General features: G+C 67.7%; 21 protein-coding genes. 12 read left to right on the top strand and 9 right to left on the bottom strand.

What is annotated here, in order from left to right; all coding sequences use genetic code 11:
• Window positions 1–140 precede the first annotated feature (140 nt).
• Window positions 141–509, top strand: a complete 369-nt coding sequence (locus tag GII31_RS14765) for a hypothetical protein (RefSeq protein ID WP_213244174.1) — start codon at window positions 141–143, stop codon at window positions 507–509.
• Between the two features lie 4 nt (window positions 510–513).
• On the opposite strand, the gene GII31_RS14760 is transcribed toward GII31_RS14765, so the two are convergent.
• A complete protein-coding gene (locus GII31_RS14760) occupies window positions 514–900 on the bottom strand; it encodes an MmcQ/YjbR family DNA-binding protein (protein ID WP_213244173.1) in 387 nt (128 codons plus the stop codon).
• On the opposite strand from GII31_RS14760, the gene GII31_RS14755 reads away from it, so the two are divergent.
• From GII31_RS14755 to ligA, 3 genes are all read left to right on the top strand, one after another.
• Complete coding sequence (locus GII31_RS14755) at window positions 899–1,171, top strand: hypothetical protein (RefSeq protein ID WP_213244172.1); 273 nt, start codon at window positions 899–901, stop codon at window positions 1,169–1,171. The genes GII31_RS14760 and GII31_RS14755 overlap by 2 nt on opposite strands.
• A 105-nt stretch (window positions 1,172–1,276) precedes the next feature.
• Complete coding sequence (locus GII31_RS14750) at window positions 1,277–2,263, top strand: LLM class F420-dependent oxidoreductase (RefSeq protein WP_213244171.1); 987 nt, start codon at window positions 1,277–1,279, stop codon at window positions 2,261–2,263.
• 251 nt (window positions 2,264–2,514) lie between these two features.
• Entirely contained in the window at window positions 2,515–4,602 is a 2,088-nt protein-coding gene (gene ligA, locus GII31_RS14745) for an NAD-dependent DNA ligase LigA (RefSeq protein WP_213250473.1), read from the top strand.
• Window positions 4,603–4,686: 84 nt separating this feature from the next.
• Here ligA and GII31_RS14740 read toward each other — a convergent pair whose 3' ends face one another.
• Both GII31_RS14740 and GII31_RS14735 read right to left on the bottom strand, forming a co-directional pair.
• Window positions 4,687–5,178, bottom strand: a complete 492-nt coding sequence (locus GII31_RS14740) for a hypothetical protein (RefSeq protein WP_213244170.1) — start codon at window positions 5,176–5,178, stop codon at window positions 4,687–4,689.
• Window positions 5,179–5,183: 5 nt separating this feature from the next.
• A complete protein-coding gene (locus GII31_RS14735) occupies window positions 5,184–5,654 on the bottom strand; it encodes a DM13 domain-containing protein (RefSeq protein WP_246221889.1) in 471 nt (156 codons plus the stop codon).
• 182 nt (window positions 5,655–5,836) lie between these two features.
• Between GII31_RS14735 and GII31_RS14730 the strand changes: the two genes are divergently transcribed.
• Both GII31_RS14730 and GII31_RS14725 read left to right on the top strand, forming a co-directional pair.
• Entirely contained in the window at window positions 5,837–6,547 is a 711-nt protein-coding gene (locus GII31_RS14730; RefSeq protein WP_213250470.1) for a response regulator transcription factor, read from the top strand.
• A complete protein-coding gene (locus GII31_RS14725) occupies window positions 6,544–7,713 on the top strand; it encodes a sensor histidine kinase (RefSeq protein WP_213244168.1) in 1,170 nt (389 codons plus the stop codon). The genes GII31_RS14730 and GII31_RS14725 overlap by 4 nt, the downstream gene beginning before the upstream one ends.
• A gap of 15 nt (window positions 7,714–7,728) precedes the next feature.
• Here GII31_RS14725 and GII31_RS14720 read toward each other — a convergent pair whose 3' ends face one another.
• Window positions 7,729–8,385: an ACT domain-containing protein gene (locus GII31_RS14720; RefSeq protein WP_213250467.1), complete on the bottom strand. Its 657-nt coding sequence runs from the start codon at window positions 8,383–8,385 to the stop codon at window positions 7,729–7,731.
• A gap of 192 nt (window positions 8,386–8,577) precedes the next feature.
• On the opposite strand from GII31_RS14720, the gene gatC reads away from it, so the two are divergent.
• Together gatC and gatA are read left to right on the top strand one after the other, a co-directional pair.
• Window positions 8,578–8,889, top strand: coding sequence for an Asp-tRNA(Asn)/Glu-tRNA(Gln) amidotransferase subunit GatC (gene gatC, locus GII31_RS14715; RefSeq protein ID WP_213244167.1), 312 nt, complete (start codon window positions 8,578–8,580; stop codon window positions 8,887–8,889).
• A gap of 59 nt (window positions 8,890–8,948) precedes the next feature.
• Window positions 8,949–10,436, top strand: coding sequence for an Asp-tRNA(Asn)/Glu-tRNA(Gln) amidotransferase subunit GatA (gene gatA, locus GII31_RS14710; RefSeq protein WP_213250463.1), 1,488 nt, complete (start codon window positions 8,949–8,951; stop codon window positions 10,434–10,436).
• Between the two features lie 80 nt (window positions 10,437–10,516).
• Here gatA and GII31_RS14705 read toward each other — a convergent pair whose 3' ends face one another.
• Genes GII31_RS14705 through GII31_RS14690 form a run of 4 tightly spaced genes read right to left on the bottom strand, consistent with a single transcriptional unit; the run spans window position 10,517 to window position 14,400 of the window.
• Window positions 10,517–11,527 (bottom strand): Rv0361 family membrane protein, encoded by a 1,011-nt coding sequence (locus GII31_RS14705; RefSeq protein ID WP_213244166.1) that lies wholly within the window; start codon window positions 11,525–11,527, stop codon window positions 10,517–10,519.
• A gap of 34 nt (window positions 11,528–11,561) precedes the next feature.
• Window positions 11,562–12,452 (bottom strand): hypothetical protein, encoded by an 891-nt coding sequence (locus GII31_RS14700; RefSeq protein ID WP_213244165.1) that lies wholly within the window; start codon window positions 12,450–12,452, stop codon window positions 11,562–11,564.
• Between the two features lie 53 nt (window positions 12,453–12,505).
• Window positions 12,506–13,786, bottom strand: a complete 1,281-nt coding sequence (locus tag GII31_RS14695; protein ID WP_213244164.1) for an alpha/beta-hydrolase family protein — start codon at window positions 13,784–13,786, stop codon at window positions 12,506–12,508.
• Complete coding sequence (locus GII31_RS14690; protein WP_213244163.1) at window positions 13,783–14,400, bottom strand: hypothetical protein; 618 nt, start codon at window positions 14,398–14,400, stop codon at window positions 13,783–13,785. Before GII31_RS14690 ends, GII31_RS14695 begins: the two co-directional genes overlap by 4 nt.
• Before the next feature lie 203 nt (window positions 14,401–14,603).
• Between GII31_RS14690 and GII31_RS14685 the strand changes: the two genes are divergently transcribed.
• The 3 genes from GII31_RS14685 to GII31_RS14675 all read left to right on the top strand — a co-directional run bounded on the left by GII31_RS14685 (window position 14,604) and on the right by GII31_RS14675 (window position 17,729).
• A complete protein-coding gene (locus GII31_RS14685) occupies window positions 14,604–15,860 on the top strand; it encodes a sensor histidine kinase (protein WP_213244162.1) in 1,257 nt (418 codons plus the stop codon).
• A 21-nt stretch (window positions 15,861–15,881) separates the two neighbouring features.
• Complete coding sequence (locus GII31_RS14680; RefSeq protein WP_213244161.1) at window positions 15,882–16,598, top strand: LuxR C-terminal-related transcriptional regulator; 717 nt, start codon at window positions 15,882–15,884, stop codon at window positions 16,596–16,598.
• A gap of 96 nt (window positions 16,599–16,694) precedes the next feature.
• On the top strand, window positions 16,695–17,729 hold the full coding sequence (locus GII31_RS14675; protein WP_213244160.1) for an ATP-dependent 6-phosphofructokinase: 1,035 nt from the start codon (window positions 16,695–16,697) through the stop codon (window positions 17,727–17,729).
• A 19-nt stretch (window positions 17,730–17,748) separates the two neighbouring features.
• Here GII31_RS14675 and GII31_RS22630 read toward each other — a convergent pair whose 3' ends face one another.
• Window positions 17,749–18,249 carry a PspC domain-containing protein gene (locus GII31_RS22630; RefSeq protein WP_213244159.1) on the bottom strand — a complete coding sequence of 167 codons (501 nt, stop codon included), beginning with the start codon at window positions 18,247–18,249 and terminating at the stop codon, window positions 17,749–17,751.
• A 189-nt stretch (window positions 18,250–18,438) separates the two neighbouring features.
• Here GII31_RS22630 and gatB point away from each other — a divergent pair, with 189 nt between their 5' ends.
• Entirely contained in the window at window positions 18,439–19,950 is a 1,512-nt protein-coding gene (gatB, locus tag GII31_RS14665) for an Asp-tRNA(Asn)/Glu-tRNA(Gln) amidotransferase subunit GatB (protein WP_213244158.1), read from the top strand.
• The last annotated feature ends 136 nt before the right edge of the window (window positions 19,951–20,086 follow it).

The raw sequence follows: 20,086 nt of genomic DNA, 5'->3' as shown, positions 1-20,086 counted from the left end.
GTTTCCGCTGTGTGAACACCCTCACCCGGGTATTTCCGGTCCGGTATCGGGGTCGGTAGACTTGCGCCACCCGCGTCGTCGAGAAGCCACCGACGTCGCGGGCGGGGTAGAACAGTCACGCGAACGCCAGGGGGTGTTTCATGGATGCTGAAACGCATTCGCGAGATCGGTGGCGCCCGGTGCGGTCCGAGGCGACCGAACCGAAGGACAACGCGCCGCTCGGCGACATGTTGCGCGCCCTCGTGGAGGAGGCGGCCCGCCAGTGGCTTCCGCGCCGGGCGACCAGCCACGAACAGCCGGGTCCCCCGGAACGGCCCGCGTGGTCGCCGTATCAGACCACCTCCTACGAGGTGCCCAGACTCGAACCCCTGCGCAACCCGGCGGACATCACCCGCAGGACCGAGCTGCCGCCGCTGGACAGTGACCGCCATCGCGACCCGGGCGCGACGGCGGGAGAGCGCCGGCAGCGCCGCGAACCGGGCCGCAGCCGGCACCTGCCACCGCTCTGAACGTTCACCCAGCCTCATCGAGTTTCGCGACCGACCGTTTCGGGGCCACCTGCCGATAGCTGGCGTCGAGCAGTTCGGTCACCTCGGTCCAGTCGGTGTCGTCGTCGAGCAGAATGCCGAGCCAGCCGGCCGGCCCGAAGTAGGCGGGCACGTAGAAACGCCGGTCGCCGATGAGGGCCGCACGCTCGACGGGGTCGGGGATGAACAGCAGCGACTGCTCGTGCCGCACACCGCCCTTCACCGATCCGCCGTAGTTGCCGAACATCTTTCCGCAGCGGAATGTCGGGCGCCCGTGCGCGACGGCCTCGACCGCATCGGGCAGCGCCAGCGCGATCGCGCGAACCTCGGCCAGGTAGGGGTCGTCGTCGCTGAACATGATCGGATGCGGCATGGATCTCAGCGTAGGCGGAGAAGGACGGGACGGCCGAGATTTGATCTCCTCGTTCGCCGGCCGGGTCGCTCAGGAGCGTCCGGGTATCGGGAAGGGAGTCGCGACGATGTCCTTCGGGGCACTGATCGAGCGCGGGGTGTTCGCCCGGAAACAACCCGGCGCCACGCCGCGGGAAAGGTTTGGCGACCTCGACACCGGGTCCATGATCGACACAGCGTTCATAGTCGACACGGGGATCGTGATCAGTGCGGCCAACCCTGCGCCGAGTTAAGCGCGCGGTGGTCGATAACCTTGTCGGGCCCGCCACCTTCGCCGATGCGCGGCCGGTCATGGTCATCGGTACCCGCGCCGGCGCGGTAACACTAGGTTGGTGCGCATGGACTTCGGAATCTTCATCCCGCAGGGCTGGCGCCTGGACCTGGTCGGTGTCGAACCCGCCCACCAGTGGCCGCTGATCAAACGTCTCGCGCAGGATGCCGACGCAGGACCGTGGACATCGCTCTGGGTGTACGACCACTTCCACACCGTGCCCGCCCCGACACAGGAGGCGACACACGAAGCCTGGACACTGATGTCGGCCTTCGCCGCATCGACGGACCGGATCCGGCTCGGGCAGATGTGTACTTGCATCGCCTATCGCAACCCCGTCTATCTGGCCAAGGTCGCCACCACCGTCGACCATGTCTCCGGTGGGCGCGTCGAGATGGGAATCGGTGCGGGCTGGTACGAACATGAATGGCTGGCCTACGGATACGGATTCCCCGGTGCCGGTGAACGGCTGCGCGCCCTCGACGAGGGCGTGCGCATCTTCGTCCAGGCCTGGCGCGAGGGCAACGTCACCCTCGACGGCGCGACCTATCAGGTCGACGGTGCGATCGTGCAACCACTGCCGCTGCAGGACAACGGGATCCCGCTGTGGATAGCCGGTGGCGGGGAGCGCAAGACGCTGCGGATCGCCGCGAAGTACGCGCAGTACACCAACTTCGACGGCACTCCCGAGGGTTTTGCCCGTAAGTCGGCGATTCTCGAGCAGCATGCCAAAGAGCTCGGCCGCGATTTTGCCGAGATCACCCGCTCGGCGAACTACAACGTGGTCATCGGCGAGACCGACAAGGACGTCGCAGACAAACTCGACTGGATTCAGGCCCACTACAGCAAGCTGGTTCCCGGCGAACCGGCCGAACGCTACAACACGACGTTCCGCTCCGGCCATCTGGTGGGCACACCCGAGCAGATCGTCGAAAAGCTGGGTACCGTCCGTGACCTCGGGCTGGACTACACCATCACCAACTTCGTCGATCTGGCCTATGACCAGACGGGGGCGCGACTGTTCGCCGACAAGGTGATCCCGGAGTTCTCCTAGGTTTTCCCGGCACAAGACCCACCGGAGGACCCGTACGGTCACGACCGGTGTTCCTTGCACTGAGGCTCGCCCTTGCCCCGTGGAAGCGTGGCGCGTACGGCTGCGAATACAGCGCCATCACCCCGCGTGCGAATCTCGCCCAGGATGACGGCTGATCGTCGCGGGGAGATCCGCGCGACTGGGTTAACCTCGACGGCGTGGCAGAGGACAACACGACCCCCCCAGAGGGCGATCGAGCAGACGGCGACGTGATCGAGCCCGTCGCGACGGGTGCCGGACGCGCGGACACGGCCACGCACGAGCGATGGACGGAACTGGTCGAGGAGATCCGCGACCACCAGTTCCGGTATTACGTGCGGGACTCGCCGATCATCAGCGACGGCGAGTTCGACGCGCTGGTGCGGCAGCTGCAGGAGCTGGAGGACCGCTATCCCGAACTGGCGGTGGCCGATTCACCCACCAAGCTGGTGGGTGGGGGATTCTCCACGGCCTTCACCCCGGTCGATCACCTCGAACGGATGATGTCGCTGGACAATGTCTTCGACTACGACGAGATGACCGGGTGGGTGCAGAAGGTCGATGACGACGCCGGGGCGGCGGTCGAGTTCCTGTGCGAACTGAAGATCGACGGTGTCGCGCTGAGCCTCGTGTACGAGGACGGTGTGCTGGTGCGGGGGGTCACCCGTGGCGACGGCCGGACCGGGGAGGACGTCACTCTCAACGCGCGCACCATCGAGGACATCCCGGCCAGGCTCACCGCCACCGACGACTACCCGATCCCCACGCTGCTGGAGGTTCGGGGTGAGGTGTTCTTCCGGCTGGAGGACTTCGCCACCCTCAACGCCTCACTGATCGAGGACGGCAAACCGCCGTTCGCCAACCCGCGCAACTCCGCGGCCGGCTCACTGCGGCAGAAGAACCCGCAGGTCACCGCGCGACGGCGGCTCCGGATGATTTGCCACGGCCTCGGCAAGGTCGAGGGCTGGCGGCCCGCATCCCTGCACGATGCCTACCTGGCGCTCGGCGCCTGGGGCCTGCCCGTGTCGGGGCACACCGCCAAGGCCGGTTCCGGCACCGAGGTCCTGGACAAGATCAGCTACTGGGGCGAACATCGGCACGACGTCGAGCACGAGATCGACGGCATCGTGGTCAAGGTCGACGACTTCGGTATCCAGCGCCGCCTCGGTGCCACCTCGCGTGCCCCGCGCTGGGCGATCGCCTACAAGTATCCGCCCGAGGAGGTCACCACCCGGCTGCTCGGCATCGAGGTCGGAGTCGGGCGCACCGGTCGCGTGACCCCGTACGCGGTTCTCGAACCGGTGCCGGTCGCCGGCTCGACCGTCGCCCGGGCCACTCTGCACAACCAGTCCGAGGTGAAACGCAAAGGTGTCAAGATCGGCGACACCGTCACCATCCGCAAGGCCGGCGACGTCATTCCCGAGGTCCTCGGACCGGTCGTCGACCTGCGGGACGGGTCCGAAACCGACTTCGTGATGCCCACCGTATGTCCCGAATGCGGGGCGCAGCTGCGTCCCGAGAAGGAAGGTGACGCCGACATTCGTTGTCCCAACAGCGAATCCTGCCCGGCACAACTGCGCGAGCGGCTGTTCTTCCTCGCCGCGCGCGGCTCCTTCGATATCGAGGCGCTCGGTTACAAGGCGGCCCAAGCGCTTCTCGAGGCCGGGGTGATCCGCAACGAGGGCGACCTGTTCTCGCTGACCGCCGACGACCTGCTCAAGGTCCCGTTGTTCACCAACAACACCGGCGAACTGTCGGCCAACGGACAGTGGCTGATCGCCAATCTGGACAAGGCCAAGGAGATCCCGCTGTGGCGGGTGCTGGTGGCGCTCTCGATCCGGCACGTCGGACCATCGGCGGCCCGTTCCCTGGCAACGCATTTCGGATCCCTACGGGCCATCGAAGACGCCTCGGCCGACGATCTGGCGCAGGTCGACGGTCTGGGCGCGACCCTCGCGCAGAGCATCGTCGACTGGTTTGCCGTCGACTGGCATCGCGTGATCGTCGAAAAGTGGCGTGCCGCGGGTGTTTCCATGGCGGACAAACGCGATGAGACGATCGCCCGCACCCTGGAGGGCAAGACCATCGTCGTCACCGGCTCGCTCCAGGACTTCTCCCGGGATGGCGCGAAGGAGGCCATCCTCTCCCGCGGCGGCAAGGCATCGGGATCGGTGTCGAAGAAGACCGACTACGTGGTGGTGGGCGACTCGCCCGGCTCGAAAGCCGCCAAGGCCGAACAGCTCGGGGTGCCTATTCTGGACGAGGATGCCTTCAAGGCGCTGCTGGAGACCGGCACCGCACCGGGGTCCGCGGACAACTGACACGCACATGGGAGTGTAGGTGTCATCCCCGTGGCACCTACACTCCCGGTGGTTCGCCGTCCACTCGCAGTGGTTCGCCGTCGCCTATCGCGGCCGTGACGACGACGTGGCGAGCAGGAACGTCGACAGCAACACCATGATCGGGTACTCCCAGATCAGCTGATCGGACAGCCAATAAGTCGTGAGCGTGAAGACTGATCCACCACCTACCATGCGCGCGAGTATCGTTGTCGGCAGTCGATCGGCGAACTTCCGCGACGCGACGACCGCGATGAACCCGATACCGAGAGCCACTTCAAGAGCGGGCATCGCGAAGCCGAACAGTCCGGCATTCGGACCGAGAATGTGGGTGCAGAATTCTTGGAAGAATCCGGGAACCCGTGAATTCTGGGCGGCGCTGTCGGCGACGAGACGGATGTCGGCGGCACCGAAGCCGGCGTGATACTTGGTCCAACCCTCACCGATCCACAACACCCCGAGCGTCACACCGACGATTCCGGACAACACGATCACGGCGACGTGCCGCCGGGAGGTGCCATCGGCCGAACCGGGGACCACCGTCGTCGCGGTAGTCATCGCGATCAGCTCAGCATCGCGGCGCCGAATACCACTTTTGCTTTGTCGCAATGGATGACGACGTTGTGGTACATGCCGGTGTCGATTCCGTCGAGGGAGAAGGTCTGCGAGTTCTTCATCAGATCGATGGCGCTGATGTGCTTGCCCGCCATCACCGCGGCCTCGTCGGTGCCGTTGGTCAGATACACATGCAGATCGGGCCCCTCGTCGGTCCGGAAGTCCGACAGTGTGAGCATACCGTCGGCGATGGTCGCCATACCGGCCACACTCTTGCCGCCGAGTCCGGAGAATGTGCCGGTCATCGACGCCATCATCGGCGCCGACATGGGCATCGACGATTCGGGTGCCATCGACACCGCCGCCGACATCGAAGCGGTGGGCATGGAATCATCGTCGGAATCGCCACAAGCACTCAATGTCAGGGCGGTGGCGATGATTCCCGCGCCGATGATTCCGGAATAGATCTTGGTACGCATAGCTCTCACCTTTCGGTTGCTGGAAATACTTTCAGTCGCTGGAAATGCTTCAGGTGGCACGTGCGCCACGGCACCGAACGTAACCGCACACAACGCCGATCGGGTCAAACATTTCAGCTCCGTAAGAAGTGGCCGCACCGGCTGTGCGGGCGACTATCGTCATCATCGTGACGGCGACGGTGATGATCGTGGAGGACGATGCGGCGGTGCGGACCGCGGTCGGTGACTACCTGCGTGCGGCGGGCTACGCGGTGACCGCCGTCGCCGACGGTGGCCGGGCCCGCACCGAACTCGCCGATCACACCCCTGACGTGGTGGTTCTTGACCGGATGCTGCCGATTGTGGGTGGTGACGTGCTGTGCGGCGAGATCCGGCAGCACTCACCGCAGGTCATGGTGATCATGCTGACCGCTCTCGATTCGGTGGCCCAACGAATCAGTGGTCTCGAACACGGCGCCGACGACTATCTGGTCAAACCGTTCTCGATGCGAGAACTACACCTGCGCATCGAAACCCTGCTGCGGCGTGGGCAGAAGAGTCCACTGGTGCCGATGGAACTGGGACCGTTCCGCATCGACCCGGCCCGACGGATCGCATTCCTGCACAACACGGCGATTGAACTCACCACCCGCGAGTATGAATTGTTGCTGTTCCTGATGCGCCATCCCGATGAGGTGCTCACCCGCGACGACATTCTCCGCGAGGTGTGGGGCTGGACATTCGGGGAGGCGTCGACGGTGACGGTGCATGTGCGGCGATTGCGCGAGAAGATCGAGCCCGAACCGCGCTTTCCGCGTTACCTGCTCACCGAATGGGGTGCGGGATACCGGTTCACGGTGGGCGACGTGGCGGCCCGCGCCGACAAGGTGCCCGGGACGGGAGCCGGCCGATGATGTTGCACACCTGGGACATCGCGCAGATCGTCGCCATCGCCGCGGTGTGCACCACCGTGGTCACCGCGCTCTGCGCGGGCGGCGTCCGGTGGAATGCGCGCGGTTCGATCACCTCACAGATCTGGCTGATGGCCATCGCCTCACCGCTGTCGGTGGTGGCCGCGGTCACCGTGATCGCCGTTCAGATGTACGTCTCGCAGCACGACTTTCAGGTGCTGTTGTGGGTGCTCGGGGTGTCGTCGGTGATGAGCGTGGCGGCCGCCACCGTCGTCGGCCGCACCGCCCGGTTGTCGATGGTGGCGTTGCGTGACTCCGCACGCCGCGTCGGTGACGGCGATGTCGTCGGCGCCGACGGGACCGGGTGGAAGGAGTTCGCCGAGGTGTCTCAGCAACTCGCCGACACGTCGCGGCGACTCGCGTCAGCCCGCAGGGAGATCGAGGAACTCGACGCCTCCCGCCGACAGTTCTTCGCGTGGATCTCGCACGACCTGAGGACGCCGCTCACCGGTGTGCGGGCGATGGCCGAGGTCCTCGAGGAGGGAGTGGCGGCCGATCCCGGTGACTACATTCGCCGCATCCGGGAACAAGTCGACAGTATGAGCCGCCTCGTCGACGATCTCTTCGAGCTGTCCCGACTGACCGAGAGCGGACTGCGGCTGCGTTGCGAACCGCTCGAGCTGGTCGACATCGTTTCCGACGCCGTCGCCGATGTGCGGGTGGCCGCGGCCGAACGCGGCATGCGGATCATCCACGATGGGGTACACGGCATCACGGTGTGGGCGGACCCGCACGAGTTCACCCGGGTGGTGGTGAACCTGCTGACGAACAGCATCAAGTACGCACCGCGCGGATCGGAGATCCTGATTTCGGCCCGTACCGATGAGCTCACCGGCAACACCGTGGTGAGCGTCGCCGACCAGGGGCCGGGTGTGGCCGATGCCGACCTGCCGAGCATCTTCGAGGTGGGCTGGCGGGCGGATGTCGCGCGGACGCCGTCGTCGCGGGATTCGTCGCTGTCCGGGAGTTCGTCGTCGGCCGGGCTGGGACTGGCCATCGTGCGCGGCATCGTGCAGGCACACGGGGGCGAGGTGCGCGCCGAGAACGTCTCCGGAGGTTTCCGGCTGGACGTGGTGTTGCCGGGGGAACGTCGATCGGGGTCACGCTGACCCGGCAAGCGCGGGTCAGAGCGAGGTACGCAGCACCGTGCTGACGATTCCGGCGAGATAGCCGAGCCGGGCCACCTCCGACGGCCGGAAATCGGGGCCGCCAATCCGGCCGAGCAGGATCGCCTTGTCGCCGTGACCGAGTGGCGCGGCGGCCAGTCGGGTGTCCATGTCCTTCCATGTCTGCGGAACCCAGTCGCCGTCGGAGTCCAACTGCACCGGACGCGTCAGCGGAAGCCAGTCGACCTCCGCCAACTGTGTTTCCGGTGCGCCCGAGGAGGCGAACAGTTGCAGCACACCGCTGCCCCCGGAAGTGATGACCGTCGCCCACGACACCCGCAGCACCCGCGGGGTGTTGTCGACGAGGACCTGCAGTTTGTCGCCGGCGGTGGCCACCTGGTCGATCAATTCCAGCTCACGGTGGGTATCGAGGACACCCGAGTAGGGCCGGATCGAATCGACCCGCACACCCTCTACCTTCTCCGCCGCGGTGATCAGACTGTCGGGCAGACCGCCCGGCGCCACATCGACGACGAGGTCGTCGACCGCGTACCCGGCGCCGCGTTCGACCACCTCCAAGGAGAGGATGTCGGCGCCGACGGAACCGAGTTGGACCGCCAGCAGGCCAAGACTGCCCGGGCGGTCCTGCAGATAGACGCGTAGCAGATACGACACGGCCACATTGTCGCACCGGGCACGGATGTGCGTGCGGCGAGTGGCTTCGGGCACAGTGATCGGCATCTGCTACGGCTGTGCCGCCGTCACCGGCGGCGACGGCGCGGGTAAGTGGAGGCTGCTCTCGGTTCTCGCGGCACGGTCCCATAGGCTGGGCGATGAATTGTGTCCCCGGTGAGAAAGGACGGCTCGGTGGCAGCAGAACCGCAGTCGATATCGCGCGCGGAGGTCGAGCATCTGGCGCGGCTGTCGCGGCTGGCGTTGACCGACGACGAACTCGACCAGTACGCCGCGCAGCTCGACTCGATCCTCGCGCACGTGGCGCAGGTGTCCGAGGTGGCCGCCGACGACGTACCGCCGACAGCGCATCCCGCGCAGCTCGCCAATGTGCTGCGCAGCGACGAGGTGGTACCGGGCCTGACCACCGACGAGGCGCTCTCGGGTGCCCCGGCCGTGGAGCAGGACCGGTTCGCCGTTCCGCAGATCCTGGGAGAAGAGCAGTAGTGGCCGGGGCGAACGGAGTGACGGGGAATGCCGGGGCGAACGAAGTGACGGGACGTGAGATGGCGGGTACCCGCGCCGCGGGCGATATCACCGGCCTGTCGGCCGCCGAACTCGCCGGCAAGATTGCCGCGCGCGAATTGTCGTCGGTGGAGGTCACCCAGGCTCATCTGGACCGTATCGCCGAGGTCGATGACCGGCTCGGCGCGTTCCTGCACGTCAGCGGCGCCGAGGCGCTGGTGGCGGCCAAGGCCGCCGACGACGCCATCGCCGCGGGCAACGCGCCCTCGGCGCTGGCGGGTGTGCCGCTGGCACTCAAGGACGTGTTCACCACGACCGATGCCCCCACCACATGCGGTTCGAAGATGCTGGAAGGGTGGGTGCCGCCGTACGACGCGACGGTCACCGCCCGCCTGCGTGCGGCGGGCATCCCGATCCTGGGAAAGACCAACATGGACGAGTTCGCGATGGGATCGTCCACGGAGAACTCCGCCTACCACGTCACCCGCAATCCGTGGGACACCGACCGCATACCGGGCGGATCCGGTGGCGGCAGTGCCGCGGCGCTGGCGTCGTATCAGGCGCCGCTGGCCATCGGCACCGACACCGGCGGCTCGATCCGTCAGCCGGCCGCGGTCACCGCGACCGTCGGCGTCAAACCCACCTACGGCACCGTGTCCCGGTACGGACTGGTGGCCTGCGCGTCGTCGCTGGATCAGGGTGGCCCGTGTGCTCGTACCGTGCTCGACACCGCGCTGCTGCACGAGGTGATCGCCGGTCATGACCCCCGTGATTCCACCTCCGTCGACGTCCCGGTGCCCGACGTGGTGGCCGCCGCTCGGGCCGGCGCCGAAGGCGATCTGACCGGCGTGAGGATCGGCATCGTCACGGAGTTGCAGGGCGAGGGCTATCAGACGGGCGTGCTCGATTCGTTCGCCGCGGCCGTCAAGGTGCTCACCGACCGCGGTGCCGAGGTGATCGAGGTGTCGTGCCCCAAGTTCACCTACGCGCTCGGCGCCTACTATCTGATCCTGCCGTCGGAGGTGTCGAGCAACCTCGCACGGTTTGACGCGATGCGGTACGGCCTGCGCGTCGGTGACGACGGATCGCACAGTGCCGATGAGGTCATGGCACTCACGCGGGACGCGGGTTTCGGCCCGGAGGTCAAGCGGCGCATCATGATCGGCACCTACGCGCTGTCGTCGGGCTACTACGACGCCTACTATGGTCAGGCGCAGAAGGTCCGTACGCTCATCGCCCGCGATTTCGCGGCGGCCTTCGAGCGGGTGGACGTGTTGATCTCACCCACCACACCCACCACGGCGTTCAAGCTCGGTGAGAAAGTCGACGACCCGCTCGCGATGTATCTGTTCGACCTGTGCACGCTGCCGGTGAACCTGGCCGGTGTCGGTGCGATGTCGGTGCCGTCGGGTCTGTCCGCCGACGACGGGCTGCCGGTGGGTCTGCAGATCATGGCACCCGCCCTCGCCGACGACCGGCTCTACCGGGTGGGTGCGGCGTACGAGGCGGCGCGCGGCCCGATCGGCTGACGTCCCCACCCCGATCACGAGCAGACGGTACGGCAACGGTCCACGAGCGCGAAGCTCGTGGACCGTTGCCGTACAGCGGGTCAGGAACCGAAGTCGGCCGCCGCGGTGTCGCATACCACCCAGTTGCCGTCTTCCTTCGTGAAGTACAGCGTGGATGTCCGGCCGTCCGACGGGAACGTCAGTGTTGTCTTGGCGCTGTCGCCGGACACCTCGGTGCCGGAGACATCGAACTTCTCGGGGGCAGCCGCATTGTCGCCCTCGCCGGAGGTGGGGGCGGTGGAGTCGTCGGTACCCACCCGCTCCGCCTCGGCCTGACACATGAGGCCGGTCATCGTCGAGGTGTCCTGTGCGGCGACGGCGTCGGCGAACTCCGAACTCACCCGTTCGATGGCCTCCTCGTCGCTCTCACCGCGATTCAGGAACCAGAACAGACCGCCGCCGATAACGGCGAGCAAGGCCACCACCGCGGCCACGATCAGCGCGATCTTGAGGCCCTTCTTGCTCTTCGCGGGCTGTCCCGGCTGATCGGGGAAGGGTGGTTGCCCGGAGGCGGGTCCGCCGTAGGGCGGGAACGGCTGTGAACCAAACGCCTGCGAGTCGGCCCCGTAGGGCTGCTGCTCGCCGAACGGTGTGGTGCCGGGCTGTGTGCTGCCCGAGGGCGCGCCGTACGGCTGTCGGCTGTATGCCTGTGCGGGATCGGGCTGGTCGGCGGCGGGCATCCCGAACGTCGGCTGGCCGACCATCGTCTGATCGTATTGGGCTGCCTGATCGTATTGGGCTGCCTGATCGTATTGGGCTGCCTGGCCGTATTGGGCAGGTTGGCCGTATGGGGATCCCGGGTTGTACTGGGGCATCGCCGGTGTTTGCCCGGGTCCGGACGGGAACGCCCCGGCCCCCGACCCCGGCGGCGGGGTCTGTGGTGACGGGTTCTGGGGCGACGGGTTCTGGGGCGACGAGACCTGAGTCCGGTCGCCAGGTGTGTCCGACCACTGTGCCCCGGGCAGGTGACCGTCCGACGGCTGTCCCCCCGACTGCTGGTTGCCCGATTGCTGGTCGCCGGGCTGCTGGGGTCCTTGGGGTGGTTGCGTCATGGTTTCTCCGCACCCGCTGCTCGGGCGATGGTCGTCACTGCGGCTTCTCGCTCGCGATGAGCTGGGCGATCAGGGTCACCAGCTTCTGCTCGATGCCGGTCTGCAGGTCGATCTGCTTGTCGAACCACGTCTCGTCGGTGCCGGTGACCGCGGCGACACTGCCGGAGACCCTCGACAGCGAGGCGTTGCGGGAGAGCCATTGCAGGTTGAGCGGTGCCCGCGAGACGTAGTACATCGATTCGGCGCTGAGCTTGGTGAATCCTTCGACCGACAGCAGTCGGGCGAGCGGGACCACCCGGTCGACGGTCACCGCGACCTTACCGTCGGGCGCCTTGACGATGGTTCGGCCGCTCTTGGCCGAGTAGGCGGCGTCACGGTCGCCCACGGTGGGCTTGGACACGCTCTGCAAGGTGGCCTCCGCGGCGGGTTGGAGGTTGCCGTCGTCGAGTGCGTCGTAAAGCGGCTGCAGTTCGGCGGCCACTACGACGGTGGTGGTCGAGCGGGTGGGCTTCTGCAGCGCCGGCGGCGTGTATCCGGTGGGGATCTTCGCCGCCGCGTCCTTGATCTTGGTGATCGTCGCGGCGTCGGGGGCCGGGATGTCCTGATTGTCGGTGAGCGCCTTGATCGCGGCCACACAGTTGGTGTAGTTGGTGCGGGTCGTCTTGATCTGCGAGTTCAGCTTGGCCGCACGCGCGTTGTAGGCGTCGTAGGCGGCTTGCTGGGCGGGCAGCGTGAATGTGCGCGGCTCGGCGTTGTGGGACCGGATCTGCTTCTGGATGTCCAGGAAGGACTGGTATTGCGCGTCGCATGGCTGCGCGGCGGTCGCCGGCGCGGCCGCGACAACGCCGGAAACAACGACCCCGAGACAGATCCCTGCAACAGCAACACGTCCGCGGAGCGTCTTACGTGATGAGAGGGGAGGCACGATCCAGATGCTATATGTCCTGGGACCCAGGACCAATGTCACGAACCCGATCGTTATCTGTCGGTGCTGGTGATGGTGGTCGGATGTCGTTCGGCCGGGGGACCGATCAGTCTGCCCTGCCCGGTGCCGTAGCTGTGCCCGGTTCCTGCGGGGCCGTCGAGGGAGGCGATCAGGTCGATGCTGGTCTGCACAAACGAGACCACCGGCAACCAGGGTGGTGCGGACAGTCGGGGGCCGGTTGGGATGACGTTGTCCGGGGAGCGCGCCGGACGCCACAGGAGGGCGGGTGACCAGCGGGTCACCGGGTCGGAGTGGTTGGCGATGATCGTGCGTGGGGTGGCGCTTCGTGCGGCCACCGACCCGGCGGGCATACCGGCGAGCACGGTGCCCGCGATCGCATCCCGGGCATGGGTCTGCGCCCACTCGCGGGCGTCGTCGGCGCCCACCGCGCCCAGGCTCTGCCCGTACAGATAGATCGGTGGCAGGCCGTCGCGGGGTGCGGCGGCGATCACCGCGCGCAGGAGGGTGATCGCACTGCGTCCGGCGCTGTCGCGGTCGGCGGTGAACACCCGCCACGACGGTGCGTCCGCGTATTGCAGGGCCAGCATCGTGACCCGCGGCCCCCACCGCAGGCGAACGCCGTCCACCATGTCGGGGTCGACCCAGCCCGAGCCCGTAGGTACCGCGATCACCAGGGGTGAACCGGGGTCCGGGTGCGCGCGGGTCCAGCGGTCGGCCAGTGCGCGGGCCCGCCGGTCCAGGTCCGATGCGCTCTCGCCGGACGACGGCAGGGGGCTGTAGAGCACCTGTCCGGGCGCGCGTGGTGACCGCGCCCCGGCGTCGGCCACCGACAGGTGACCGCACACCAGCGCGGCCACCAGCGCCGCGCCGATCGCCGTCACCCGCGGACACCAGATGATCGCGGCGCCCACTGCCAGTGCGGGACCGGCGACGACGGCCGCCCACTGCCAGGCGAACAGCGGCCCGGTGGGCGGGGTTCCGGTGGCCGCGGCGATCTCATCGCGCAGCAGCGCCTGCCAGTGGCCGCCGGCCACGGTCGCCCCCACCGACACCACCGTGGCGGTGGCCAGGGCCGTCCGGCCGGCCCGGGCGCAGACCGGATGTGCGCAGACCGGGTGTGCGCAGACCGGGCGTGCGCCGTGCCGCCGCTCGCGCATACCCACCAGGGCCGTCGCGAGCAGTGTCCCGGCGGCACAGAACAGGGCCGTCACCAGTGCGGCGACCAGCGGGGAACGCGGCAGCAGGCTCGGATAAGAGGCGACCAGGATTCCCGCGCAGGCCGCGGTGGGGATCAGCGGGTGCGGGGTGCTCATCGGGCGATCTCGGTCACGGCGTGCAGCGGTGCGGTCCACAGGCCCGCGACGGCGCCCACCAGGGACACCCCGGCCGACAGCGGGGACTCGGCCGAGATGGGCGGGCCGAATCGCTGTCGCCACGAGTTCAGGCCCAGACCGATCCGGGCGGTCTCGGCCGCGGCGTGGCAGGTGGGGTCGGTGCAGGATGCGTGCATCTGCCGGATGAGTGTGTGGTCCAGGGTCAGCCGGGCCCAGCCGCCGAGCGGCCGGTGTTCGCGGTCGGCGTAGCGCAGCAGGTCGTATCCGAAATCGTGTGCACGACAGAATGGTTCAAATTGCCGCGGCAGATCGACCGGGGACGAACAAGAGCCGTTCGGATTGACCGTCAGCCCCTCGGACACCACCGGGCGATAGCCCATCACCGCCGCGAAACCCGGCGGGATGTGCACCGCCGCGAGATCGGGCCGGTTTCCGGACAGGATCCGGATCGCCTGCGCAGCAGGGGAGGTGTCGGACATGCCGGTGCCGCGCAGGGCGGCGGCGTGGCCGGCGCCTGCCTGTAGCCCGAGGATCACCAGAACCCCCGCCAGCAGGGTCGTTGAGATGCTCCGCCGTATTAAGTGAAAGTCCATGTGGCTCAAGCTATGAGCGGATAGCACTCGCACACATCGGACTGTCGATGGGTCTACCGCTCACCCGTGTGGACTATCCGCCGCGAGTACCCGCCCCCGATGTACGGGGACGAATTCACCCAAAAGTATGAGGACCGGCGAGACCGGCGCCGATAGCCTCGGACGAAGACCCGGGCGGTGTGCCCGGCGAGGTGAGGACAGAGATGCAGGGCAAGTTCGTCGACGGAATCCGTTCGGTCGGTACGGTACTCGTGCGTGAGGTGGCCGATCATCCGGCGATGACCGACCCCGCCGTACGTCGGTACTTCTCGTCCAAGGTCAACTGGTTGTTCCTGATGGTTGCGCTCATCATGTACGCGGTCGCCTGGCCGACGCTGACACTGACGCACGATCTGCCCGCCTATTGGCTGCCGATCGTGTCGGCGTTCGCGGCACTGCCCATCGCCCTGTCGTGGTCAGCGCCGTCGGTGGGCTGGGCGGTGTCGGTCCTGTCGGCCTACCTTGTAGCGCTACTGGTCCCCGTCGACCCCGGGTGGAACTGGGAGATCCAGGTCGTGCACATCATCGAACTGCTGGTGCTCACGTTCTTCGTCTTCGCCCGCGGCCCGCTGAGAAGTCTTCCGCTGGTGTGGATCTGTACCGTCGTGATCTTCGTCCTGGTCGCGCCCGCCGAGGCCCGCGTCGGCTGGGCGGTGGGTCTGACCTTCCTGGCCGTGGTCACCGCGCTGGTGCGGGGGCTGCTGCGGGTCAGCACCCAACTGCGAGCCAGCACAGAGGAAACCGAGCTCGCCGAATCGCGCAAGGTGGTCCTGGAGGAACGGGCCCGCATCGCCCGGGATCTGCACGATGTGGTCGCCCACCGGATGTCGGTGGTGGTGGTGATGGCGCAGACCGCCCGCTACCGGCTCGACGACGTCGGCGACGATGCGGTCGCCGAGTTCGACGCGATCGCCGACGCGGCCCGCGCATCGCTGGACGAGGTACGCCAGATGCTGGGCGTGCTGCGGCTGGACGACGGTTCGGGCTCCTATCTGGCGGCGCCCAATCCGGGCCTGGGCGACATCGCCGAACTGGTCGCCCAGACCGGCCGTACCGGCGTCGACGTCCTGCTCGACGACACCGCCGACCGGGAGACCGTCGGCGACGCGTCGGCGCTGGTGATCTACCGGATCGTGCAGGAATCGCTGGCGAACGCGACCAGACACGCACCGGGCGCGGCCATCAGTGTGCGGCTGTCCCCGGCACGTGGGGAGGCCACCGACGTCGTCATCACCAACGGGCCTGCGCGCGGTGAACCGCTACGCCTGGCGGGGGCCGGCACCGGGCTGGCGGGAATGGCCGAACGGGCCCGCATCGTCGGCGGCAGCGTGTCCGCCGGTGAACGGGACGGCGGCGGTTTCGAGGTCCGGGCGCAGATCCCGGACGGGCCGTGGGCCGCCACCGGCGTGGCCGGGCGCTAGCGCGGCGATACTGTCGAGAACGTGCCCACCTCACAGCAACCCGCCCCGCGATCCGGTCCGGTCACCGTTGTCGTGGTCGACGACCAGGCCATGGTCCGGCAGGGCTTTACCGCCCTGCTGGCGGCCCAGCCCGACATCTCGGTGCTCGGCGACGCCTCCGACGGGGTGGAGGCCGTCGAACTGTGTTCGCGGTTGCGGCCGGACGTTGCGCTCATGGACGTGCGGATGCCGCGTCGCGACGGGTTGTGGGCGGCACGGCAGATCCTCGGCGGCGATCCGGGTTCGCCGGGCCCCGGTTCTGCGGGCCCGGGTTCTGCGGGCACCAGGGTGCTGATGCTGACCACCTTCGACATCGACGACTATGTGTACGAGGCACTGCGGATCGGGGCCTCGGGCTTCATGCTCAAGGATGCCCCGGCCGACGAACTGGTCCGGGCCGTGCGTGTGGTGGCCGCGGGGGAGGCGTTGCTGGCGCCGTCGATCACCAGACGGCTCATCGAGGAGGTGACCGCCCGCCGGGCACGCACGCCCCGCTCGTCGGCGGTCGACGCCCTCACCCCGCGTGAACGGGAAGTGCTGGAACAGGTGTCCGACGGAAAGTCGAACGCTGAGATCGCGGCCACGTTGTTCGTCTCCGAACAGACCGTCAAGACCCATGTCAGCAGCGTGCTGGCCAAGTTGGCGCTGCGCGATCGGGCGCAGGCCGTTGTGTTCGCCTACGAGAACGGATTGAAGTAGCCGCCGGTACCACGCGGGATACGCCGTGGTGCCCTAGATTGGTGGGCGTTGTGGTCTTCCGGTAGAACGCGGACACTCACAGAAGGCGGGCGAAGAATGGGTAAGCGATTCGGAATACTGACTTCGGGCGGTGACTGCCCCGGCCTCAACGCGGTGATCCGCGGTGCCGTTCTCAAAGGTGAGACCGTATACGGCCACACCTTCGTCGGCTTCCGCGACGGCTGGCGGGGCCTGGTATACGGCGACGTCCTGGAATTGGACCGGTCCACCGTCCGCGGCCTGTCCAATCAGGGCGGCACCATCCTGGGCACCAGCCGGTTCGGCCCGTACACCGAACCCGACGGCGGCCCGGAGAATATCAAGAAGGTCCTCGCCGACCTGGACCTGCAAGGGGTGATCGCGATCGGCGGCGACGGCACCGCCGCCGCCGCCAACCGGCTCTTCAACGACGGCATCAATATCGTCGGTGTACCCAAGACGATCGACAACGACATCGATGCCACCGACTACACGTTCGGCTTCAACACCGCGGTCGAGATCGCGACCGAGGCCATCGACCGGCTGCGCACCACCGGGAACTCCCACCGGCGTTGCATGGTGCTGGAGGTGATGGGTCGGCACGCCGGCTGGATCGCGCTGCATTCGGGGATCGCGGGCGGCGCTCACGCCATCCTCATCCCCGAACAACCTGAGAGTCTCAACCAGATCTGTGCTTGGGTCACCAGCGTCAAGAACCGTGGCCGGTCACCGATGGTGGTGGTGGCTGAAGGGTTCACCCTCCCCGACATGAAGGAAGCGCACGCCGTGAAGGGCCTCGACGGCTTCAACAGGCCGCGCCTCGGTGGGATCGGTGAGGTCCTGGCGCCGCTCATCGAGGAGCGCACCGGCATCGAAACCCGCGCCACCGTGCTCGGCCACATCCAGCGCGGGGGTGTGCCGAGCGCCTGGGACCGGGTGCTGGCCACCCGCATGGGCATGGCCGTGGCCGATCTCGTCGCCGACAGCGCCTGGGGTCACCTGGTGGCCCTGCATGGTACCGAGATCGCCCGCATCACCTTCGACGAGGCGCTCGGCAACCTCAAACAGGTTCCGCAGGACCAGTATCAGGAGGTCCGGGTCATCTTCGGCTGACCGTCGGTCCTTGCGACCGTCATGCGGCCGCGCGCGGAATCACCAGCCACAACGCCAGGTACACCAACAACTGTGGCCCGGGTAGCAGGATCGACAGCGCGAAGGCCAGCCGCACCAGATTCGGGTCCCAGCCGAAATACTCACCGATACCGCCGCACACGCCGCCGATCCAGCGGTCCTGCCGCGATCGCAGGAGCCGTTTGGGGTCCGATCCGAACCCGGGTGCGGCCGGAGTAGCGGCGTACGACGGGCCGGTGGCGGCGGCCACCCCGAACGATCCGGGTGTATAGCCCGCGGTACCGGTGCCCGGACCGGACGGGACGTATCCGGCGAAGGCGGTGGGTCGGCCCAACTGCGGAAAGACCTCGGACGGGTCCGGAATCCGGCCGGCCCCGGCTCCGCTGTCGGCGTCCTGGCCGGCCGCGGCGGGCCGGTCGCCGCCCGACACCTCGTCGGCGGGATGTTTGTCGAGATCAGGGGTGGTCGCGGGGGCTGCGCCGATCGGTTCTGATGTGCTCATCGCGGGATCCTTTCGTCACGATCCACGCTAGAAGCGCGAGCACGCCGCAGCATCGGGGTACGCCCTGATCTTGTCCCGGACATCTTGATCTTGTCCCGGACCTCGTGATCTTGCGCCGGACCTCGTGATCTTGCGCCGGACCTTGGCCCGCGCCGGTGACCGTCGCCCCCTCCGCATAAACTGTTGGCCATGACTTCGGCTACGACTGAACTTCTCGACTATGACCAGGTCATCGCGGATTTCGATCCGGTGATGGGTCTGGAGGTACATGTCGAGCTCGGCACCCGGACCAAGATGTTCTGCGGCTGCCCCACGGCGTTCGGCGCCGAACCCAACACCCAGGTGTGCCCGGTGTGCCTGGGCTTCCCCGGTTCGCTGCCGGTGGCCAACAGCAAGGCCATCGAGTCGGCCATCCGCATCGGTCTGGCCCTGAACTGCTCGATCCGGCCGTCGAGCCTGTTCGCGCGCAAGAACTACTTCTATCCCGATCAGCCGAAGAACTACCAGATCTCCCAGTACGACGACCCGATCGCCTACGACGGGCATCTGGACGTGGTGCTGCCCGACGGCACGCCGTGGCGGATCGAGATCGAACGCGCCCACATGGAGGAGGACACCGGAAAGTCGCTGCACATCGGCGGCGCCACCGGACGCATCCACGGTGCGAGCCATTCGCTGCTCGACTACAACCGGGCCGGGGTGCCGCTGGTGGAGATCGTCACCAAGCCGATCGTCGGCGCCGGGGAGCGGGCGCCGGAGGTGGCCCGCGCGTACGTGAGCGCGCTGCGTGATCTGCTCAGGGCGCTCGACGTCTCGGACGTGCGCATGGATCAGGGTTCGATGCGCTGCGACGTGAACCTGTCCCTGATGCGCAAGGACGCCGACGAATTCGGCACCCGCACCGAAACCAAGAACGTCAACTCGCTCAAGAGTGTCGAGGTGGCCGTGCGGTACGAGATGGGCCGCCAGGGCGCCATCCTCACCGACGGCGGCGAGATCGTGCAGGAGACCCGGCACTTCCACGAAACGGACGGCACCACCTCGGCCGGCCGCCGCAAGGAGACCGCCGAGGACTACCGGTACTTCCCCGAACCCGATCTGCCCCCGGTGCAGCCGGCCGCCGAATGGGTCGAGGAACTGCGCGGCACCCTCCCCGAACTGCCCTGGGTGCGCCGCGCGCGCATCCAGCAGGAATGGGGCGTGTCCGACGAGGTGATGCGCGACCTGGTGAACGTGGGTGCGGTTGAGTTGATCATCGCCACCACCGATGCCGGCGCCAAAGCTGACGCCGCACGCAGCTGGTGGGTGTCGTTCCTGGCGCAGCAGGCCAACACGCGCGGCACTGAACTCGCCGACCTGCCCATCACCCCCGCCCAGGTCGCCACCATCATCGGTTTCATCGACGAGGGCAAACTCACCACCAAACTCGGCCAGCAGGTGGCCGTGGCCGTCCTCGACGGCGAGGGCGAGCCCGCCCAGATCGTCACCGACCGCGGACTGGAAGTGGTGCGCGACGATTCGGCGCTGCAGAAGGCCGTCGACGACGCGCTGGCCGCCAACCCCGACATCGTCGAGAAGATCAAGGGCGGCAAGGTCAAGGCCGCCGGCAAGATCGTCGGCGACGTGATGAAAGCCACCCGAGGCCAAGCCGACGCCGCCCGCGTCCAAGAACTCGTCCTCGCAGCGGTCAACGGCTCCTGACCGACCCATCGTCGGTTGAGGTGCGAGCCTCGAAACCTGCCCCTCCGTCGGTTGAGGTGCGAGCTTGCGAGCCTCGAAACCCGTTGAGAAGACATCGTTCTCTCACCGGGTTTCGAGGTTCGTCGCCAGCGCTCCT

The sequence above is a fragment of the Gordonia pseudamarae genome (assembly GCF_025273675.1).
Taxonomy (GTDB): Bacteria; Actinomycetota; Actinomycetes; order Mycobacteriales; family Mycobacteriaceae; genus Gordonia; species Gordonia pseudamarae.
The sequence above is the reverse complement of the archived record's forward strand: the minus strand, read 5'-3'. Positions and strand labels throughout refer to the sequence as shown.